Here is an 18,722-nt window from a genome sequence, read left to right on the forward strand (position 1 = left end):
CGATCAATCCCTGGGTTGCTGTGCTGTATAGGAAAAATGGCTTGGCAGATCGGCGAGCCGCGGCAGCGTCTTGTCCTTGTCGGACGACACCATGTCTCTCTCATCGAAGGGCCAGCGAATGCCGATCATCGGATCGTTCCACGCGATGCCCCGATCATGCTGCGGGCTGTAGGGTGCGGTTACCTTGTAGCTGATGACGCTGTTCGGCTCGATCGTTGCGAATCCGTGTGCGAAACCGGCCGGTATCCAGAGCTGTTTGCCGGTTTCCGGCGAGAGCTCCTGAGAGAGCCATTTGCCGAAGCTCGGCGATCCCTCGCGAATATCGACGACGACATCCATGATCCGGCCGGCAAGGCAGCGCACCAGCTTGCCCTGTGCGAAGGGTGGGATCTGGAAATGCAGCCCCCGGACGGTTCCAGCCTGCGCTGAAAGCGATTCGTTGTCCTGGATGAACGTGACGTCGGCCACATTTTCCCGGAACCAGGCATCCTTGAATACTTCGCAGAAGTAGCCGCGGTGATCGCCGAAACGTGGCGGCGTGATTGCGACAATGCCCTCGATGGTCGCGGTCTCAATGTGCATGACGTACCTTTTCTGAGGCCTTCATGACGCTCATCAGCATGTCCGCCTGCGAGCGGCTGCGAATGGCCGCTAGGCCTGTCGCGGCAATGGCATCGCGCTCGTCGGCATCTGCGATCAGCTTGTAGCAGCGCTCGATCATGTCGTCATAGCGCTCAATTGCCAAGCCGCCGACGAAGGGCTGAAGGTCTGGATCGCGGATGTCGCCTTCCGTCAGCACGCAAACACGATTGGCGAGCAGATAGGAAATCCGCACGATCTCGAAGACGCCGCTCGCATAATGATGGATGTTTATGACGATCTTGGCGCGGGCAATCGCCGCATCGCGTTCCGCACCATAGATGTTGAAGAGATGAGCGACCTTGAGCCCGCTGTCGTTCAACGTCTTCAGGATATGGTGCCGGCGTTCGTTCATCGAGCCGTAGAAGAGGACGTCGATATCCCTGACGGGGGCGTGCTGGATCTGGCTCAGGCAACGGCTGTAACCGATTTCGAGCACGCCGGCGTGATCGATACCCTTGGCGGCAAGGTTTTCGCGGTTGCGCGGACTGTAGTCGAGCACCGGCATCGCTCTCAGGATCGACGTATATCGCGAATTGATCCAGCTGCTTTCTTCGGACACCTGCTCGAGGTTGATGAGGACGCTGTCCTTCGGCAGATGGCCGACGATTTCGGCGGGGAGAAGATTGCCGCCGTAGATGATCGGCGCACGGCCGGCGAATGCGTTCATGTCGCGGACGATCGGTGCCGAGCCGCCGAGTTCTTCGAAGGCGCCTTGCAGGCCGAGCGCGACTTCGTCGAAGGCGTGACTGTGATTGTAGTTCTCGGGCGTGACGATCCAGATGCAATGGCGGTCCTTGTGCGCCTGCCATCCGCCGGCAAAGGGCTGCAACTGGTTTCCAAGCGGCTGCTCGATCTTCGGTGCGGCCGGTATGGCGGGCCTTTCCGTCGCGGTCGGCTGCTGCGGCACCGGTAAGGCGACTGAAGGCTGCTGGGCAGTGGCGCGCATTAATTCGCGGCCGCCGATGAACTCGCCGCGCGGCATCCAGGCGGGCGGATCATCGGCCATCCAGATCAGGTGCGGCTGCTTGATGAGCGGTTGGCGGCCTTGCTGCCATGAGGTCAGGAGAGCCTCGTCACGGCTCCGCAGAAAGGCTTCCTTGGCGGCGAAGAGGCCATGCAGCATCCGGCCTAGGCGGACACCGAACTTCCATTCGAAATCGGCAACGGTCGGTACGAAGGCGGCGATCTTCAATCCGGAGGCAATGGCCTGCTGGACATAAAGCCCGAGCAGACGCTCGATCACGAAGGGGCGCATGGTCGCGTTGGCATCGCGTGAATAGTGGGCCGTACCGGCATAGGCGATGCCTGCCGCCGTGCCGGCGCGCGCCTGGAATTCCAGCGATTCGAGAATGCGTTCGCAGAAGGCGAAATACCCGGACCAGAATTTCCGGTTTCCGCAGAAATAGTTGCAGAACGCGAAGGCAGTCTTGTCCTGCGGCGGCGCGATTTGATAGCCGAGCTCCTGGATGTGCAGGAAGATCGGGTCCATGCCGGGATGACCGCCAAGCAGCGAATGTTCCCAAACGTTGCTGTAGATCGCCGCATGGCCGATCAGCGGATTGTAAAGATAGGCGTCCGCACCTTCTGCCCTGGCCTTTTCCGCCTCGGTGACAAAGGACGGGAAGCTCGTCACCGACTTCATCTCGAATTTGCTGGAGAGCAGCCCCCAAAATACGTCGTCGCCGAGGCCGATCGCCTCGTGATGCTGATGCAGGGTGCGGAAGAGTTCATATTCGCGGGTGGTGGCCTGCGTATTGAACGAGATGTCGAGCGGCATGGCTGCCGCGTCGATCTGGCTGCGCTGCGAAGGATCGAGATAAGGCTGATAGACGATGACAGATCCCGTCCCGGCAGCTTTCTCCGTGAGAAGCGCCAGATCAGGAAGACCGGCCGGCAAAGAAGAAATGGGCTGATTGATCGTCAAGTTATTGTCCTTCGCGAATGGCTGCCGTCTGCATAGGAAATTCGCAGAAGGGCAATCCGAGCCTGTTTGATGCCTACTATTTGATGTGAAGCTTGCGCCACACTGTTCGCAGACCTTTGGCTGGTGAGCCTGGAGGGTTCTGGCAGTTCGTCTGTCAGCGGTCAGTTTTCTTTAGCCAGCCTTCTTCGCCCGGCCGCTTCTGCCGCCAGTATCGCATAGAGTTGCGGAGTTGCGATTGGAGTTGAGCCGCCCGGTTATACGCCGCTTTTATAGACGCCATCATCCGACACGGTAGCCATATCTCCGAACAAGCTGCCCGGTACGGTATTGCCATAGAGTTCGGTTATTCGTTTGATCAGAAGATAGCTTCCCAGGCGCTCCTGGCAAAATGAGATCGCGCGTTTCTGCACGGGATCTTCGGCTTGAAACGGTTGATATCGTTTCGCGAATTCAAAAGACGGCGCCACAAGGCGCACGAAAGTATCCAGCCACCAGTCCGTCGGATACGTGCCGAGTTCAATGCCCCCAGGAACGAAAGTGCTGGAATTGAAAAAAAGCAAGGCTTCGTCTTGCGTTAGAGCGTTTGTTTCAATCGAAAACGCTGTGTATCTGAGGAAGTCAACAATATTGTGAAAGCGTGCATAGTGTTGAGAGATGTTGTGGAGATTCAATGGGCGAGGCAGAAAGAAATTTTCCGCAAAAAGCGCAGGATCTTCCGGTTTTGTGCTTCGCGTTTCCTCTGAAGTCGCAGTATTCATCCCCGGGTAGTCGGGATTCGGTGTTCCGATTTTTTGGCGTGTTAAAAATTTACGATACTGCCAGATGGTAATGTTGCGAGGCTTCGCGGCTTCTTCCGAAACGACCTTTGCGATTACTATCGTTCCCAGCGATCCTGACAATTTCGCGTGGAGCTCCTCAGGATCGCTGAAAAAATCATAACCGGCGATCACATCCATTCCCCTGTTGTCCAAAGGAAGTTTAGAATTGAGCCATATGATTTTCGTGCCCTCCGGAGGAGGGTAGCTCGGCAAGTCCTTATGGCAAACAATGAAAATGGTCATATCTGTGGTCGGCCTCTATGGATGGAGAATGTCTGTGGCTGCAACACCGGCTCGCCAATGCTTTCGGGTGTCAAGGTGGCGGACGCCAGTCTTTCCAAGCTGTTTCTGCCTCCTGTCAGCATGAGGGCGAAGGTGTCTGCCTTGGTGATGTCTCTAAAGCGCGTTCCTTGCGCGTAGCAGGTGCGAAGCCCCAAGCCGTCCAAGGATGAACTCGGGTGCCGCAAGCTGAGGGTCGTCGGCATCTTTTGCGTGAGCTTGCCGTTGCCGTTGGCGACAGCGCACCTGTCAGCAAGACCGCAATGGCGGCGGGTCGTCACCCATATCGACGGCCGCGCTGCGCTGCCCGATTGGCGCAATTGCCTGTCGGGAAAACTGAATGACTTCGCCATTGTATTCTGTGCGCACTGTCTCGCGAAAGCCGAGCTTGGCCGCGACCCGCAACGAGGCGTGGTTCTCCGGGCTGATGATGCAGCTCATCGGCTTCCCCGGAAAATGAGTTTCCGCCCAGCCGATGAGAGCTGTCAGCGCCTCGGTGGCGTAGCCGCGGCCTTGGGCTGCGGGTATCAGCGCCCAGCCGACCTCCATCGTTCCCTCGATCGACGGTTCCATATCGCGCTTGGCTTCGAGGAAACCAGCTTCGCCGATGAACCTGCCGCTTTCCTTTTCTTCGATCGCCAGAAAGCCGAAGCCCATGTGCTGCCACATGCCGGCGATGCGCAGCATGCGGCTCCAGCTCTGCTCGCGCGTCGACGGCGCGCCGGTGATAAAGCGAACGACATCCTCGTTCGCCCAGAGCGCCGCATGCGCCTCGAAGTCGTCGAGGCGATGAGGACGAAGCATCAGCCGCTCCGTTTCAAGAGTAGGTATGTCGATCACGGTGGTCCCTTGCAGAAATCGCGTTCAGGCGCCGGGCTCGCCGTCCCAATAGTCGAGGCCGCCTTCCGTGCGTCCGATATGGCGAAAACGCCCGGTTGCTGTCGCGTCCCTGTTGGTCTTGGCAAGGAACTTTCCGGAATCGGGATATTCGACGATCTCGGTTTTCGCCATTGTCGAAATGCCGAGATAGACGAGCGTGGCTGTGCCGGTATTGATAAGCTGATGCGCCGTTTCCGGCCCGCCCGCCGGTGCGCCAAGTACGTCGCCCGCCCGGATCGGGTGGCGCTTGCTGCCGAAGCGGTATTCGCCGGTCCCCGCGATCACGTAGAACAGTTCGTCTTCGACGTGGTGATTGTGGAAGGGACAGCTCGATTTGCCCGACGGCACCTCATTATAGCTGATGCCGAGGCCCGCCAGGCCGAGCAGCGCGCCGAACGAGGCGTCGGCCCCCTCGTAAAACTCCCCCTGTTTCCAGTTATCGAGCTTGAGATCGGCGATATTGATGACCGCCTTCGGTTCAGCCGCCATGATGTCCTCCTGTTGCAAGAAGAGAAGCTATCATCTTGCCGGAAAATTCAATGGCGATCGCTCGCTGACCAGGGAAAATCCTCGCATGGGCGGAGAGGGGAGCGCCGCCCATGGATGGAGCGGCGCGGGGATGGACACGCCTAACGCTCTGTTGCTTGCAGTTGGGTGACCTCAGCGGACGTAGAACGTCACGCCTCCGTCCGCCGCCTGTTCGGCGTTGACGATGTTGCGGACGTCGACGCCCTCATTGTTGAGTCGATGGGCAAGCGACCTGTTGGCATCGATCGATGCCTGGATGCCGCGTATGGCCTGGCCGGAACGTTCCGGGGCCGAGCGCGGACCTGTCGTCTCGTCGTCGAGATTGTGCCAGTTATGGACCTGCTCGACATTGAAGTTATTGCCCCGGAAGGTCTTGAGCGTCTGCTCGATGCCGTGGGCGGAGTTCATCCCGAAGCTCTCGGCCCGGCTGACGCCGGCAAATGCGAGGGAGGAGAGGGCGGCGGCGATGGTAATTGTGACAACGCGGTTCATGATTTTATCCTTTCATCTGCTTTGACGGTCGGCTGTCGTTGCAGGGGATCGTCTGCGTCACGAGATGGAATTGGCGTTGCAGCCTCCGCGAGTCAATGGTCTAAGTAACTGAAAATACATTACAAAACCTTCACGCAAGCGGCCTTCGAATTGCCATTTTTCGGGCTTCCTGGAAAGCAGATCTCGAAGGCCTGCCCGGCTCGGCGATGATGGTGCGGCTATCCCCTTGCCGATATTTCCTCTTTCGCATTTGCGGCACTGGCCGAAAGTGCTTGCCATTCTCTTGAAGGCATGTTTTGACCGCGGGCTGTCGAGTGGAAAAAGTCCCGCCAACCGAAGGTAAACAATGTCGAGAGAGACCGCTCCCCATATTTTGATCGTTGAAGCTCGCTTCTACGACGACATGGCCGACGCGTTGCTCGAGGGCGCGACCTTTGCGCTCGAGCAGGCCGGCGCCACCTATGAGGTCGTCACCGTTCCCGGCGCGCTGGAAATTCCGGCTGCGATTGCCATGGCGCTCGATGGGGAGGACAATGGCGGCACGCATTATGATGGCTATGTCGCTCTCGGCATGGTCATCCGCGGCGAGACCTATCATTTCGATATCGTATCGAACGAATCCTCGCGCGCTTTGATGGATCTCGCGGTCAGCGAGTCCCTCGCTATCGGCAACGGCATTCTGACCGTGGAAAATGACGAACAGGCTTGGGCGCGCGCGCGCCGTTCGGAAAAGGACAAGGGCGGATTTGCCGCTCGTGCGGCTCTGACGATGATCGGGCTGAAGCAGAAACTGGGTGCATAACGAATGAACGACGACAAGACGGAACGGCCGGTCAAGACTGCGAACCAGCGGGGCGCTGCCCGCCTGGCGGCCGTTCAGGCGCTTTACCAGATGGATGTCGGTGGCACCGGCGTTCTGGAAATCGTCGCCGAATACGAGGCGCACCGCCTCGGCCAGGAGCTCGATGGCGCGACCTATCTGAAGGCTGATGCCGCCTGGTTCCGCTCCATCGTCTCCGGAGTCGTGCGCGATCAGGTCCGTCTCGATCCGCTGATTGCCGCTGCACTGCAGGACGATTGGGCGCTGTCGCGCCTCGATAGCACCGTGCGCGCCATCCTGCGCGCCGGAGTTTTCGAACTCCTCGATCGCAAAGACGTCCCGGTGGCTGTCATCGTCACCGAATATGTCGAGATCGCCCGAGCCTTTTTTGATGACGATGAGCCGAAGCTCGTCAACGCCGTGCTAGACCGCATCGCCAAGCAGGTCCGCGGCGAGGCCAAGAAGTAGCTCTTAGCCGCCGAACAATCTCCCTGCGTCTTTCTTCGTACCGCAATGGTTTTCACCCGTTGCGGTCTTGACGCCACGTCATCGACCACGCAATCTCCGCACGGCTTAGCTGTGGCATTTCTGTGGAGAGGAAAGGCGATTCGGCGGCGTATCTGCCGGAGAAGGAGTGAGCTCCGGCCTATGGGAGGAAAGAGCGAAATGACCATTCTTTTATGCGTAATTGCATCCGGTCTGCTCTCGGTGGTCTATGCCGCCTGGGCAACCCGGTCGGTGCTTGCCGCCGATCAGGGCAACAGCCGGATGCAGGAGATCGCGGGCTATATCCGTGAAGGTGCTCAGGCCTACCTGACCCGCCAGTATAAGACCATTGCCATTGTCGGCGTCGTCGTTTTCATTGCTGCCTGGCTGCTCCTTTCCGCCATTGCCGCCATCGGTTTCCTGATCGGCGCCGTGCTATCAGGTGCTGCCGGCTTCATCGGCATGCACGTCTCCGTCCGCGCCAACGTGCGCACCGCCCAGGCGGCCTCCACCAGCCTTTCCGCCGGCCTCGACATCGCCTTCAAGTCGGGCGCGATCACCGGCATGCTGGTGGCGGGCCTCGCGCTGCTCGGCGTCTCCATCTACTACACGATATTGACCATCGGGCTTGGCCATGAGAGCGGCTCGCGCGAAGTCATCGACGCGCTGGTGGCACTCGGCTTCGGCGCCTCGCTGATCTCGATCTTCGCCCGTCTCGGCGGCGGCATCTTCACCAAGGGCGCCGATGTCGGCGGCGACCTCGTCGGCAAGGTTGAGGCCGGTATCCCCGAAGACGATCCGCGCAATCCGGCAACGATTGCAGATAACGTCGGCGACAATGTCGGTGACTGCGCCGGCATGGCCGCCGACCTTTTTGAAACCTACGCGGTCTCCGTCGTCGCCACCATGGTCCTCGCCGCGATCTTCTTTGCCGGTGCGCCGATCCTCCAATCGGCAATGGTCTATCCCCTGGCGATCTGCGCCGCCTGCATCATCACCTCGATCATCGGCACCTTCTTCGTCAAGCTCGGCTCGAACGGCTCGATCATGGGCGCTCTCTACAAGGGCCTCATCGTCACCGGCCTGCTTTCGATCGTGGGCCTCGGCGCCGCCACGTCGCTCACCGTCGGCTGGGGCTCGCTCGGCACGGTCGCAGGCGCCGACGTATCGGGCACGAGCCTCTTCATCTGCGGGCTTGTCGGCCTCGTCGTCACCGCACTGATCGTCGTCATCACCGAATACTACACCGGCACCGGCAAGCGTCCGGTCGTTTCGATCGCCCAGTCCTCAGTGACCGGTCACGGCACCAATGTGATCCAGGGTCTGGCGGTGTCTCTCGAATCGACCGCCCTGCCGGCAATCGTCATCGTCGGTGGCATCATCGCCACCTATCAGCTCGGCGGCCTCTTCGGTACCGGCATCGCCGTTACCGCCATGCTTGGCCTTGCCGGCATGATCGTCGCGCTTGATGCCTTCGGCCCTGTCACCGACAATGCCGGCGGCATCGCCGAAATGTCGCATCTGCCGCCGGAAGTGCGCAAGTCGACCGATGCGCTCGACGCCGTCGGCAACACCACCAAGGCGGTCACCAAGGGTTACGCGATCGGTTCTGCCGGTCTCGGCGCGCTGGTGCTCTTTGCCGCCTACGCCAACGACCTGCAATATTTTGCGGCCCACGGCGACCAATATCCCTACTTCGCCAATATCGGCACGATCTCCTTTGAACTTTCGAATCCTTACGTCGTCGCCGGCCTGCTTTTCGGCGGCCTGATTCCCTATCTCTTCGGCGGCATCGCCATGACGGCCGTCGGACGCGCCGCCGGCTCGATCGTCGAGGAGGTGCGCCGGCAGTTCAAGCTGAAGCCGGGCATCATGCAGGGCACGGAAAAGCCGGATTACGGCAAGGCGGTCGACCTGCTGACCAAGGCGGCCATCCGCGAGATGATCGTGCCTTCGCTTCTGCCGGTGCTGGCGCCTGTCGTCGTCTATTTCGGCGTGCTTCTGATTTCCGGCTCCAAGGCCTCGGCCTTTGCCGCTCTCGGCGCATCGCTGCTCGGCGTCATCATCAACGGCCTCTTCGTCGCCATCTCGATGACCTCGGGCGGCGGCGCCTGGGACAATGCCAAGAAGAGCTTCGAGGACGGTTTTGTTGACAAGGACGGCGTGCGTCACATGAAGGGATCGGAGGCGCACAAGGCCTCCGTCACCGGCGATACCGTCGGCGATCCCTACAAGGATACCGCAGGCCCCGCCGTCAATCCGGCGATCAAGATCACTAACATCGTCGCGCTGCTGCTGCTCGCCGTTCTCGCCGGCTGACGCACGTCGCAAAGGCGCCGCGGTCAGCCGCGGCGCCGAAGCACGCTCATTGAAAAACCCGCCGGATCGCTCCGGCGGGTTTTCGTTGAAGGCATGTTCGATCAGCGCAGGCTGCTCGGATTTTGCGGCGTGCCGCCGGCGCCGCCGCCGAACAGGCTGCGGGCCGCACTTGCTGCGCTGCCGCCGGAGAGCATCTGCTGCAGGAAGGTGAGTTCTTTGCCGCCGGTCGGCGTGACACGCCCGATCGTATCGAAGACCTTGCCGTCCTGCAGCGTGTAGTTGGCGCGGCGGTTGACGACGCCCTCCTTGTCGAAATAGATGGCCAGAACGGTCTGATCGACGACCTTCAGCTTCTGGAAGGCGACGGCGCGCGTGCGCCGCTGCGAGATATAATAGAAGACCTCGCCGTCAAAGGTCGCCGTCGTCGACGGCGTGCCGAGCGATAGCAGTACCTGTTCCCGGCTGGACCCTTCCGGAACGAGATCGAGTGACTGCTGATCGACGACATAGCCGCCGTTGAGGACGGTGCCTGTCTGGCAGCCTGAAAGAGCTGATGTGGAGGCGATTATGAAGGCAATGGCCGCGCTGCTGAAGAATTTCATGTCAGACTTGAAATACCGTTTCTTCAACGACATCTACTCCCTTGAGTGTCGATAGCAGCCATTTTGGGCCTTGTACGCTTTCCTCCTGCAAAACCATTGTGGCCATTCCGGGTCGAGTTTCCCGAATTTGCTTCGCTGGCGTCTCGAAGGGGTCGTCCCGAAGCTGGCCACGATCGGCATTGCAATTCGCGCCTGCTTCGGTAAACCAGCTTTCGAAATCATGCAACAAGGCCGGACGCCAGCCGGCGTGAAGAATGAGGCATTTCCGGAAAAAACAATGATCCTCGGGCTCTTCCGTAAGAAAAACAACAATCAGGCGATCGTCGACCGGCAGTATGCGGCGCTGACGGCGGCTGCGCGCATGCCCGATCTCTATGAGCGGCTCAATGTACCGGATACGGTCATGGGCCGTTTCGAAATGCTGTCGATCGTCATGATTCTGTTTTTTCGGCGCACGCGCGCCTCGGCTGTCAGCGGCCAGGAGATAGCTCAGGAGATCGTCGACGCCTTCTTCCAGGACATCGACTATTCGATTCGCGAACTCGGCATCGGCGACAATAGCGTGCCGAAACGGATGAAGAAGCTCGCCGGCATGTTCTATGGCCGGCTCGAAACCTATTCCAAGGCGATGGATGCCGGCGATCCCGAAGCGCTCGCTCTTGCTCTCCAGCGCAATATCTACCCCGAAAGCCAGGCGCCGGCGGATATGTCCGGCCTTGCCGCTTGGATGGTGGCCGCGGAAGCTCATCTGTCCGCCGTTCCGGAAGCGGTGATTGCCAGCGGTTCGGCAACGCTGCCGCCAGTTGCATGAAGGAGGAAACGATGAAAGATAATCTGGACGATGTTCCCTTCTCCTATCGCGTGAAGGTCGGCCATATCTCCGCCAACCCCGTCGAAGTCCATATCGAGGCCGACCCCAGCGAGTTGAAGGCACTTGCCGAGGCCTGGAGCGTGGTCTCCGTCGACGATCTCAGCGCCGATCTGCAGATCGCCCGCTGGAAGCGCGACGGCGTGCGCGTCAAAGGCCGTGTGCAGGCGAAGATCGTCCAGTCCTGCGTCGTGACGCTGGAGCCGGTCCAATCGTTGATCGACGAGAGCTTCGAGCAGATCTTCGTGCCTGAGGGTTCCAAGCTTGCCCGCCAGCCCGGTAATGACGCCGGCGAAATGCTGCTCGACCCAGACGGTCCTGATCTGCCAGAGACCTTTGTTGGCGATACGATCGACGCCGGCGAGGTGGTCGCGGAATTCGCCGCCCTTGCGATCGATCCCTATCCGCGCAAGGAAGGCGTCGAGTTCCAAGCTCATATCGAGGACAGCGGCGAAAACGATAAAAAGCCTTCCGCTTTCGCGGTCCTGAAGGACTGGAAAAAGGACTGAAGCCTCTCTGGCATTTGACACAATTCAGTTGTATGCGACGCCAAAACCGGTATTTTGGCCGAAATTTCGCCCCTCGGCGAAAAGAAGGATCAGGGACGCGTGATCAGAATATCTCTCGACCTCATGGGTGGCGACTTTGGTCCCCAGGTTGTCATCCCCGGCGCCGCCAAGGCGCTGGACCGGCATCCGGATATTTCCTTCGTTTTCTACGGTCTTAAGGAACAATGCGATCCCATTCTCGCCAAGTTCCCGAAACTCAAGGAAAAATCGGTCTTCCATGATTGCGAGCTTGCTGTCAGCATGGAAGAGAAGCCAAGCCAGGCGCTGCGCCGCGGCCGCTATGTCTCCACCATGTGGCGTTCGATCGAGGCGGTGAAGGCGGGTGATGCCGATGTCGCGGTCTCGGCCGGCAATACCGGCGCACTGATGGCGATGGCGAAATTCTGTCTTCGCACGATGGCCAATATCGAGCGCCCGGCGATCGCGGCTATCTGGCCGACACTGAAGGGCGAAAGCATCGTGCTCGATGTCGGTGCGACGATCGGCGCCGATGCACAGCAACTGATGGATTTCGCCTTGATGGGCGGTGCCATGGCGCGCGCGCTTTTCGAGATCGAGCGCCCGACAATCGGTCTTCTGAACGTCGGAGTCGAAGAGGTTAAAGGCCAGGAAGAGGTCAAGGAGGCCGGCCGGCTGTTGCGCGAGGCGAATATCGATTCTCTCGAATATTCCGGCTTCGTCGAGGGCAACGATCTTGGCAAGGGCACGGTCGACGTCGTCGTGACCGAAGGCTTCTCCGGCAATATCGCACTTAAGACCGCCGAAGGCACCGCCAAGCAGATCGCCGAATATCTGCGTGCCGCAATGTCGCGCACGCTGCTCGCCCGCATCGGCTACGTCTTCGCCAAAAGCGCCTTCGATATGCTTCGAGAGAAGCTCGATCCGAGCAAGGTCAATGGCGGCGTGTTCCTGGGCCTGAACGGCATTGTCATCAAGAGCCATGGCGGCGCGAATGCCGAAGGCATCGCCGCTGCCATCGAGGTCGGCTACGACATGGCCAAGAACGGCCTCAATCAGAAAATAGAAAACGATCTTAAGAAATATCATGCCAAGCGCTTGCCCCCGATGGGCCCGGAAGCGGCATGAGCGATGAGGTTCAATCGAATATGATCCGTTCAGTGGTTCGCGGGTTCGGAGCCGCACTTCCGAAGCGCGTTATGACCAATCGTGACATGGAGGCCATCGTCGATACGTCGGACGAATGGATCGTCCAGCGCACCGGCATCCGCCAGCGTTACGTGGCCGGCGACGACGAGACGACGGCCTCGCTCGGCGAGGCGGCCGCGCGTGCGGCGCTAGCCAATGGCGGCCTGACGCCCGCCGATATCGATCTTATCATCTGCGCCACCTCGACGCCTGACAACACCTTTCCTGCAACATCGGTCAATATCCAGAACCGTCTCGGCATGAGCCACGGCTTCGCCTTCGATGTCCAGGCAGTCTGCACCGGCTTCGTCTATGCGGTGACGACCGCCGATGCCTATATTCGCGGCGGGCTGGCAAAGCGAGTTCTCGTCATCGGCGCCGAAACTTTTTCGCGCATTCTCGATTGGAACGACCGCACCACCTGCGTGCTGTTCGGCGATGGCGCCGGCGCGATCGTGCTTGAGGCGGCCGAAGGTGAGGGGACGTCTGCCGACCGCGGCGTGCTGACCGCGCATCTGCGCTCCGACGGTTCGCACAAGGACAAGCTTTATGTCGATGGCGGGCCGTCGACGACGGGCAGCGTCGGCAAGCTGCGCATGGAAGGCCGCGAAGTCTTCAAATATGCCGTCGGCATGATCACCGATGTCATCCAAGCCGCCTTCGATTCGACCGGGACCACCGCCGAAGACCTCGATTGGCTGGTGCCGCACCAGGCCAACCGACGCATTATCGACGGTTCGGCGAAGAAGTTGAACATCGATGCGGACAAGGTCGTCGTCACCGTCGACCTGCACGGCAATACATCGGCCGCGTCGATCCCGCTCGCGCTTGCGACCGCTGCCGGCGACGGCCGCATCAAGAAGGGCGACCTCGTGATGCTCGAAGCAATGGGCGGCGGCTTCACCTGGGGCGCCGTTCTCCTGCGCTGGTAAGCACGAATCCTAAAAAACTGGCGGCGAACAAGAGCTTGACCGTGAGGCGCAAGACAAATACTCTTCGTTCGCTTTCAAAAAATATTTTGTAATGGGCGGGGAAACCATGACCGGAAAGACAGTGACGCGAGCAGACCTGGCGGAATCCGTTTTCCGGAAGGTTGGTCTTTCCCGGACAGAATCTGCCGAACTGGTGGAAACCGTCATCGACGAAATCTGCAACGCCATTGTGCGTGGTGAAACCGTCAAGCTTTCCTCCTTCGCCACCTTTCAGGTGCGCGACAAGAACGAGCGGATCGGCCGCAATCCGAAGACTGGCGAGGAGGTTCCGATCTCTCCCCGCCGGGTGATGACCTTCAAGGCGTCGAACGTGCTGAAGACGCGCATCCTCAAGGCCCATGTCGCCCGCAAGGTCAAGCTGAAGCCGCAGAATCCGGCTCCCTGATATCGAGCTTCCTCCCCTCGGAATGGCGTTTTTTTCTGGCGCAAGTCCATCCCCTGTGCGCAACGTCGAGACATGACTTGAATTGTCCGCGCCAAACCTTTGAAATATGGTGAGTCGCCGTTGGATCGAGCCTGCGAGGTTGCGTAGCAGTATGACGTTGGACAAGAGCCCCGATGCCTTTCGCACCATCAGCGAAGTCGCAGACGATCTTGATCTGCCGCAGCATGTGCTGCGCTTTTGGGAGACACGGTTTCCCCAGATAAAGCCGATGAAGCGCGGCGGCGGCCGTCGTTACTATCGGCCCGAGGACGTCGACCTCCTCAAGGGCATCCGGCATCTGCTCTATGATCACGGCTATACGATCAAGGGCGTGCAGAAGCTTCTGAAGACCAACGGCAACAAGTTCGTCATCTCGGTCGGCCACGGCGATCTCGCCAGCGTCGAGGCGCTCGCCTCGGGTGCACAGGAGATGGGCGCAGGGGAGCCGCGTGTCGCCATGGCCGAGGAAGACCAGATCGTCGGCCGCGCCAAGCCGCCGATCACCCGCCGGTTCTTCAATTTCGTTGCCGGAGACGATGAGCAACCGGAAGTTTCGATCGGCAAATCGAGCGTCGGCAAGGAAGACAGGGCACTGCTTCAGGAGGCGCTCTACGACCTCCTGGAATGCAAGCGTCTGCTCGACCAGGTGCGCTGATTGTCGAGAGCCTTTCCGGGTTAGCTTGAAGCATTCTGTTGGCTCAAAACGGAGTCCATCGACCGGCCGGCGCGCGCCGTAGCCAAGCTCTACGGCCAAGCCGGCCGGTCGATCAGCCGGCCCGTTTCAGCCAACCCTCCCGCAGATTTGCCTCGCAAATCTGCGAGACTTTAGATTCAGCCGGACGCACTTGTCGCTTCGCCACGGCGAAGCGGTGCGTCCGGTGGGGCCGGCATCTCTGGCCAGGATCAAGGGCGATCGGCTCGGACGTACCAAGAGGTATGCCCGTCGCCAATCGCCTTTGCCCTGACGAAAACCTGCTCCGGCAGAATGCTTCAAGCTAACCCGGAAAGGCTCTAGCTTTCGGAAAGCTGCTTCATCGCCAGTTCGAGTTCGCTGAGCTGGAACGGCTTTCGCAGCACTGGGAGTGTGCTGGGTGCGCTGCCTTCTGGAGCGCTGCCATACCCAGTCGCATAGAGATAGGGCTTACCGCGTTCGTCGAGCAGCTTCGCGACCGGCAGTGAACTCTTGCCGGCGAGGGAGACGTCTAAGATTGCGGCGTCGAACTCCGCGTCCCTCGCGGTTACGAGCGCCCGTTCCAGATCTGGCGCGCTCGCGCAAACCCGATAGCCGAGATCGCTGAGCATGTCCTCGAGCAACATGGCAATCAGTGCATCGTCCTCGACGATGAATATGTCTTTCATGATCCCGTCCACCCATTCCCCCTGCCGGGCACGAAGATTTATGTGGACCGCTTGCGCAGCTCGTCAAGATGCCACGCGCAGCGGTGGTAAACTTGTCGCACAAAACAGTGCAGCCGTTTTGCAACGGCGATATGTGTAAACATAAAAGCTTAAGGCGCGGCAAGCGAATCTGAAAGATCGCGCCGCCCTTTGGAAACAGCATATTGCCCGGCGAAATTCGATGTGCAAAAGCTAGAATGCCGTTTCTGTGACGGCCGAGAAGGGGTGTGGAATGGATTTGCTGAGTGCCACCGATTGGCTGCGTCACAGGCCAGGCTATACCTATCCGCTTGCCGTTGCCTTGGTTGGCCTGACCTTTCTTCTAAGAGTTGCCGCTGGCGACGATCTCTCCGGGTTTCCCTTCCTGAGCTTCCTTCCGGCGGTTTTGCTCGCAAGCTTCGTGGGCGGCGCCGGGCCGGGCCTGCTGGCGGCCATGCTCGCCGGTGCCCTCGTCCAGCAATTTTTCGTCGAGCCGCACGATGCTTTCTGGCCGGTGAGCGCCGTCCAGTGGATAGGGCTTGCGACTTTTCTTATCAATGCCGTCATCATTGTCAGCCTGATGGAGATGATTATTGTCGCTCATGGCAGACAAAGCCGCCTCCGCAGCGAACTCAACAGCTTCAATGCGCGCCTTGAAGAGACGGTGGCCCAGCGCACTGCCGAACTCCGGCATGAGATGGAAGAGAACGCCGCCGCCCAGGCACAGGTGCGCCAGCTGCAGAAGATGGAGACGATCGGTCAGCTCACGGGGGGCGTCGCCCATGATTTCAACAACATGCTGGCGATCATCATCGGCAATCTCGATCTCGCCCAGCGGCGGATGACCGGACACGAGGATCCGCGCCTGCTGAACTCCCTTCAGAATGCCAGGGATGGAGCCCAGCGGGCCGCGGTATTGACCGCGCGCCTTCTCGCCTTCTCACGCCAGCAACCGCTGGCCCCGGAGGTGATCGACGTCAACAAGCTTGTCGGCGGCATGTCGGAATTGCTGCGGCGCACGCTCGGCGAACATATCCGGATCGAGACGGTGCTTGCCGGCGGCCTTTGGCCGACTTTCGCCGATCTGAGCCAGCTCGAAAACGCCATGCTCAACCTTGCCGTCAATGCGCGAGACGCCATGCCCGGCGGTGGCCATCTGACGGTCGAGACCGCCAATACCGAACTTGACGAGCGATATTCGCGTATGCATTCGGAGGTCGAGGCGGGCCAATATGTGATGATCAGCATGACCGACACCGGCACCGGCATGTCGCCCGAGGTGATCGACCGCGCCTTCGACCCGTTCTACACCACCAAAGGACCCGGCAAGGGAACTGGTCTCGGGCTTAGCCAAGTCTACGGCTACATCAAGCAGAGCGGCGGCCACATCAAGATCTATTCGGAGATTGACCGGGGAACGACGGTGAAGATCTATCTGCCGCGTCATGTCGGCAAGGCGGATGCCCGCCTCGCCGCCGCCGGCGCCCAGCCGATCCCTCAAGGAAGCGTCAACGATACTATACTGGTGGTGGAGGACGATGAACATGTCCGCACCATGACCGCCGAAAGTCTGCACGAACTCGGCTACACCGTGCTGCAGGCGGCAAGCGGTGTGGAGGCACTTCTTCTTCTGGAGGGGAACCCCGAGGTCGATCTGATCTTCACCGATATCGTTATGCCGCAGATGAGCGGACGTCAGCTTGCTGATGCCGTTCAGGAAAAATGGCCGGGGATCCGGATTCTTTACACCACCGGCTACACTCGCAACGCCATCGTCCACAATGGCGTGCTCGACCACGGCGTCTCGCTGCTCGCCAAGCCTTTCAGCCTCGAGCAACTCGCCCATAAGATCCGCGAACTCCTGAATGTGCCGGTCAGCGCGGGAGGCGAGGGGACGGGAAGTCGCGCATGACGCGCTCCAGCCCCCCACATCCGTTATTCGAGAACTTGGATCACGCGGTGTGTCTTCGGCTCGACGATCACGCGCCGCTCGTTGACGACGGTGTAGGCATAGCCGTCGACATTGGGCACGGTATGGACTTCAATGGTATCCGGCAGCGTCGCGCCGACAGTGATCTCGCCGTCATAGACGACCGATGGCGTGTTTTGCTCCATGACATAGGTGCGCACCTCGCCGGGTAGGACGACGGAGCCGGTTGGTGCGGGGTCGGTGACGACGACGGTGCTCTGGGCGAAGGCGGCCGAGCTGATGGTCAGCACGGCGGCCGTAGCGAGCATGATCTTGCGCATGGGATGTTCTCCTTTTTGAAGTCGGACAACAACGCAACGCCGGCCGTAGGGCATAGTTCCGCCACCGGCTTGCCATCGTGGCCGCGGCGGGGTGCCAATTGTTTGTTGCTAAACTAATATATGCACCATACGGTTGAGCCGTCCGAATCAGGTTCAGCGAGTCGTCCGATGGCATCAGGTTCGGGCTTTTTACCCTTCGTTAACCATGTCGGCGATTTATGTCAGGTGAACGGCCGGACGGCTGTTGATTCGAAGGTCCGTCGCGTTTCGGTCTGCGAATGGATATCTGGAAAGACGATTACGGCGGCTCGAGACATGCGCTTGGGGAAGACGATATCGCTGGTAGCCGTGGCGGGCGTGATGGCCGGCTGCACGTCGACAGGCGGTGTGCGCCATCCTTCGGGGCCGGAGACGGTGGCGCCTGAGAAAGCGCTGGTTCTGCCGCCGCCGGGCGGCCCTTCGATCGTCAGCGTCGTCGAGCGCAAGCGCGGCAATGGCGTCGAACAGACCATATCGCTGTTTACCTCATCTTCCGTACCCGGCCAGAATTTTCTGAAGGCCCAGTTTTTCGGCGCTTCCGGGGCCAATCCCGGAATAGGTGATGCCAACTTCAGCATGATCAACGAGAGCGGCATTGCTCGCGAGGTGGCCCGTTCGGTCCCCGGCGTGCCGATGGCGACATCGGCGACTTTCCTGCAGAACGCCTATGGTCCCTTCGGCTATGCCTCTGGCCGCAGCCGCGCCGGCGATGCCTGCATCTATGCCTGGCAGCAGATCCGCTCGAGCGCGGCAGCCAATACCCAGGCACGCAATTTCGGCATGATCCAGCTGCGCCTGCGCCTCTGTGACGCCCGCGCAACCGAGCGCCAGCTGCTCGGCATGGTCTACGGCTATACCATCACCGGCACCTTCGACGGTCCTACCTGGAACCCGTATGGTAGCCCGCCGCCTGCCAGCGCGTCGCTCGGTCGTACCGGTGAACCGATCTATCCCGATGAGGGCGGATATCGCCCAAGCCCGATGCCGATCGGTTATGAGCCGGCGCCCGTCGTAATCCGTTCGCGGGGGACGGCCCCGGTTCGCAGCGACCCGGGTCCGAAACCGGCGCAAGGCACTGCACCCTTGCCGGCGCCCATCGGTCCGCGGGTGCCGCTGCCGAGCGAGGTGCCACAGACGAGTGCAGCGCCGGAGGCAGCAGCCGCCTCGCTCAAACAATCAGCAAGGGCGATCGGCGTCACCGTGCCGTCGCCGGACTGCATAGGCGACGCGGCGGCCGTCTGCCGGAGATAATGAACATGCCCCCCGGG

At 60.4% G+C, this 18,722-nt stretch carries 19 protein-coding genes and 1 pseudogene; 11 read left to right on the top strand and 9 right to left on the bottom strand.

Annotated elements, in window-relative coordinates; genetic code table 11:
* Positions 1 to 3: 3 nt before the first annotated feature.
* From rfbC to J2J98_RS07580, 6 genes and pseudogenes are all read right to left on the bottom strand, one after another.
* Complete coding sequence (gene rfbC / locus J2J98_RS07555) at positions 4 to 582, bottom strand: dTDP-4-dehydrorhamnose 3,5-epimerase (RefSeq protein ID WP_207602773.1); 579 nt, start codon at positions 580 to 582, stop codon at positions 4 to 6.
* On the bottom strand, positions 572 to 2,566 hold the full coding sequence (locus J2J98_RS07560) for a CgeB family protein (RefSeq protein WP_207602774.1): 1,995 nt from the start codon (positions 2,564 to 2,566) through the stop codon (positions 572 to 574). Before J2J98_RS07560 ends, rfbC begins: the two co-directional genes overlap by 11 nt.
* A gap of 254 nt (positions 2,567 to 2,820) precedes the next feature.
* Entirely contained in the window at positions 2,821 to 3,627 is an 807-nt protein-coding gene (locus tag J2J98_RS07565; RefSeq protein WP_207602775.1) for a hypothetical protein, read from the bottom strand.
* Between the two features lie 363 nt (positions 3,628 to 3,990).
* Positions 3,991 to 4,503 (bottom strand): annotated as a pseudogene (locus tag J2J98_RS07570) (GNAT family N-acetyltransferase); the annotation flags it as partial.
* 24 nt (positions 4,504 to 4,527) lie between these two features.
* Entirely contained in the window at positions 4,528 to 5,031 is a 504-nt protein-coding gene (locus tag J2J98_RS07575; RefSeq protein ID WP_207602776.1) for a cupin domain-containing protein, read from the bottom strand.
* 171 nt (positions 5,032 to 5,202) lie between these two features.
* Positions 5,203 to 5,562 carry a hypothetical protein gene (locus J2J98_RS07580; RefSeq protein ID WP_207602777.1) on the bottom strand — a complete coding sequence of 120 codons (360 nt, stop codon included), beginning with the start codon at positions 5,560 to 5,562 and terminating at the stop codon, positions 5,203 to 5,205.
* 346 nt (positions 5,563 to 5,908) lie between these two features.
* On the opposite strand from J2J98_RS07580, the gene ribH reads away from it, so the two are divergent.
* From ribH to J2J98_RS07595, 3 genes are all read left to right on the top strand, one after another.
* Positions 5,909 to 6,364, top strand: a complete 456-nt coding sequence (gene ribH, locus J2J98_RS07585; protein ID WP_207602778.1) for a 6,7-dimethyl-8-ribityllumazine synthase — start codon at positions 5,909 to 5,911, stop codon at positions 6,362 to 6,364.
* A 3-nt stretch (positions 6,365 to 6,367) separates the two neighbouring features.
* A complete protein-coding gene (gene nusB, locus J2J98_RS07590) occupies positions 6,368 to 6,850 on the top strand; it encodes a transcription antitermination factor NusB (protein ID WP_064706868.1) in 483 nt (160 codons plus the stop codon).
* 198 nt (positions 6,851 to 7,048) lie between these two features.
* Complete coding sequence (locus J2J98_RS07595) at positions 7,049 to 9,187, top strand: sodium-translocating pyrophosphatase (protein ID WP_207602779.1); 2,139 nt, start codon at positions 7,049 to 7,051, stop codon at positions 9,185 to 9,187.
* A 101-nt stretch (positions 9,188 to 9,288) separates the two neighbouring features.
* Here the strand turns inward: J2J98_RS07595 and J2J98_RS07600 are convergent, their stop codons facing one another.
* Entirely contained in the window at positions 9,289 to 9,822 is a 534-nt protein-coding gene (locus J2J98_RS07600) for an outer membrane protein assembly factor BamE (RefSeq protein WP_064706869.1), read from the bottom strand.
* Between the two features lie 187 nt (positions 9,823 to 10,009).
* Here J2J98_RS07600 and J2J98_RS07605 point away from each other — a divergent pair, with 187 nt between their 5' ends.
* The 6 genes from J2J98_RS07605 to J2J98_RS07630 all read left to right on the top strand — a co-directional run bounded on the left by J2J98_RS07605 (position 10,010) and on the right by J2J98_RS07630 (position 14,443).
* Positions 10,010 to 10,600 carry a ubiquinol-cytochrome C chaperone family protein gene (locus tag J2J98_RS07605; RefSeq protein ID WP_207603096.1) on the top strand — a complete coding sequence of 197 codons (591 nt, stop codon included), beginning with the start codon at positions 10,010 to 10,012 and terminating at the stop codon, positions 10,598 to 10,600.
* 11 nt (positions 10,601 to 10,611) lie between these two features.
* Positions 10,612 to 11,166, top strand: coding sequence for a YceD family protein (locus tag J2J98_RS07610; RefSeq protein ID WP_064711300.1), 555 nt, complete (start codon positions 10,612 to 10,614; stop codon positions 11,164 to 11,166).
* A 99-nt stretch (positions 11,167 to 11,265) separates the two neighbouring features.
* Positions 11,266 to 12,312 (top strand): phosphate acyltransferase PlsX, encoded by a 1,047-nt coding sequence (plsX, locus tag J2J98_RS07615; RefSeq protein ID WP_207602780.1) that lies wholly within the window; start codon positions 11,266 to 11,268, stop codon positions 12,310 to 12,312.
* Between the two features lie 20 nt (positions 12,313 to 12,332).
* Complete coding sequence (locus J2J98_RS07620) at positions 12,333 to 13,304, top strand: beta-ketoacyl-ACP synthase III (protein WP_064711301.1); 972 nt, start codon at positions 12,333 to 12,335, stop codon at positions 13,302 to 13,304.
* A gap of 106 nt (positions 13,305 to 13,410) precedes the next feature.
* Positions 13,411 to 13,749 carry an integration host factor subunit alpha gene (locus tag J2J98_RS07625; protein ID WP_064707073.1) on the top strand — a complete coding sequence of 113 codons (339 nt, stop codon included), beginning with the start codon at positions 13,411 to 13,413 and terminating at the stop codon, positions 13,747 to 13,749.
* A gap of 151 nt (positions 13,750 to 13,900) precedes the next feature.
* Entirely contained in the window at positions 13,901 to 14,443 is a 543-nt protein-coding gene (locus J2J98_RS07630) for a MerR family transcriptional regulator (RefSeq protein WP_064706871.1), read from the top strand.
* A 356-nt stretch (positions 14,444 to 14,799) separates the two neighbouring features.
* Here the strand turns inward: J2J98_RS07630 and J2J98_RS07635 are convergent, their stop codons facing one another.
* Positions 14,800 to 15,147, bottom strand: coding sequence for a response regulator (locus J2J98_RS07635; RefSeq protein WP_064707074.1), 348 nt, complete (start codon positions 15,145 to 15,147; stop codon positions 14,800 to 14,802).
* A 271-nt stretch (positions 15,148 to 15,418) separates the two neighbouring features.
* On the opposite strand from J2J98_RS07635, the gene J2J98_RS07640 reads away from it, so the two are divergent.
* Positions 15,419 to 17,077 carry an ATP-binding protein gene (locus J2J98_RS07640; RefSeq protein ID WP_064706872.1) on the top strand — a complete coding sequence of 553 codons (1,659 nt, stop codon included), beginning with the start codon at positions 15,419 to 15,421 and terminating at the stop codon, positions 17,075 to 17,077.
* Between the two features lie 23 nt (positions 17,078 to 17,100).
* On the opposite strand, the gene J2J98_RS07645 is transcribed toward J2J98_RS07640, so the two are convergent.
* Positions 17,101 to 17,415 (bottom strand): DUF1236 domain-containing protein, encoded by a 315-nt coding sequence (locus tag J2J98_RS07645; RefSeq protein WP_064706873.1) that lies wholly within the window; start codon positions 17,413 to 17,415, stop codon positions 17,101 to 17,103.
* Between the two features lie 315 nt (positions 17,416 to 17,730).
* On the opposite strand from J2J98_RS07645, the gene bcsN reads away from it, so the two are divergent.
* Positions 17,731 to 18,705: a cellulose biosynthesis protein BcsN gene (bcsN, locus tag J2J98_RS07650; RefSeq protein ID WP_064706874.1), complete on the top strand. Its 975-nt coding sequence runs from the start codon at positions 17,731 to 17,733 to the stop codon at positions 18,703 to 18,705.
* Positions 18,706 to 18,722: the final 17 nt, after the last annotated feature.

It is taken from the genome of Rhizobium bangladeshense (genome assembly GCF_017357245.1).
In the GTDB taxonomy this organism is placed as follows: Bacteria; Pseudomonadota; Alphaproteobacteria; order Rhizobiales; family Rhizobiaceae; genus Rhizobium; species Rhizobium bangladeshense.

Coding starts and splice junctions, on each gene's coding strand:
- rfbC (WP_207602773.1), bottom strand. CDS start 582: ATGCACATTGAGACCGCGACCATCGAGGGCATTGTCGCAATCACGCCG.
- J2J98_RS07565 (WP_207602775.1), bottom strand. CDS start 3,627: ATGACCATTTTCATTGTTTGCCATAAGGACTTGCCGAGCTACCCTCCT.
- J2J98_RS07575 (WP_207602776.1), bottom strand. CDS start 5,031: ATGGCGGCTGAACCGAAGGCGGTCATCAATATCGCCGATCTCAAGCTC.
- J2J98_RS07580 (WP_207602777.1), bottom strand. CDS start 5,562: ATGAACCGCGTTGTCACAATTACCATCGCCGCCGCCCTCTCCTCCCTC.
- ribH (WP_207602778.1), top strand. CDS start 5,909: ATGTCGAGAGAGACCGCTCCCCATATTTTGATCGTTGAAGCTCGCTTC.
- nusB (WP_064706868.1), top strand. CDS start 6,368: ATGAACGACGACAAGACGGAACGGCCGGTCAAGACTGCGAACCAGCGG.
- J2J98_RS07595 (WP_207602779.1), top strand. CDS start 7,049: ATGACCATTCTTTTATGCGTAATTGCATCCGGTCTGCTCTCGGTGGTC.
- J2J98_RS07600 (WP_064706869.1), bottom strand. CDS start 9,822: ATGTCGTTGAAGAAACGGTATTTCAAGTCTGACATGAAATTCTTCAGC.
- J2J98_RS07605 (WP_207603096.1), top strand. CDS start 10,010: ATGCAACAAGGCCGGACGCCAGCCGGCGTGAAGAATGAGGCATTTCCG.
- J2J98_RS07610 (WP_064711300.1), top strand. CDS start 10,612: ATGAAAGATAATCTGGACGATGTTCCCTTCTCCTATCGCGTGAAGGTC.
- J2J98_RS07620 (WP_064711301.1), top strand. CDS start 12,333: ATGATCCGTTCAGTGGTTCGCGGGTTCGGAGCCGCACTTCCGAAGCGC.
- J2J98_RS07625 (WP_064707073.1), top strand. CDS start 13,411: ATGACCGGAAAGACAGTGACGCGAGCAGACCTGGCGGAATCCGTTTTC.
- J2J98_RS07630 (WP_064706871.1), top strand. CDS start 13,901: ATGACGTTGGACAAGAGCCCCGATGCCTTTCGCACCATCAGCGAAGTC.
- J2J98_RS07635 (WP_064707074.1), bottom strand. CDS start 15,147: ATGAAAGACATATTCATCGTCGAGGACGATGCACTGATTGCCATGTTG.
- J2J98_RS07640 (WP_064706872.1), top strand. CDS start 15,419: ATGGATTTGCTGAGTGCCACCGATTGGCTGCGTCACAGGCCAGGCTAT.
- J2J98_RS07645 (WP_064706873.1), bottom strand. CDS start 17,415: ATGCGCAAGATCATGCTCGCTACGGCCGCCGTGCTGACCATCAGCTCG.
- bcsN (WP_064706874.1), top strand. CDS start 17,731: ATGCGCTTGGGGAAGACGATATCGCTGGTAGCCGTGGCGGGCGTGATG.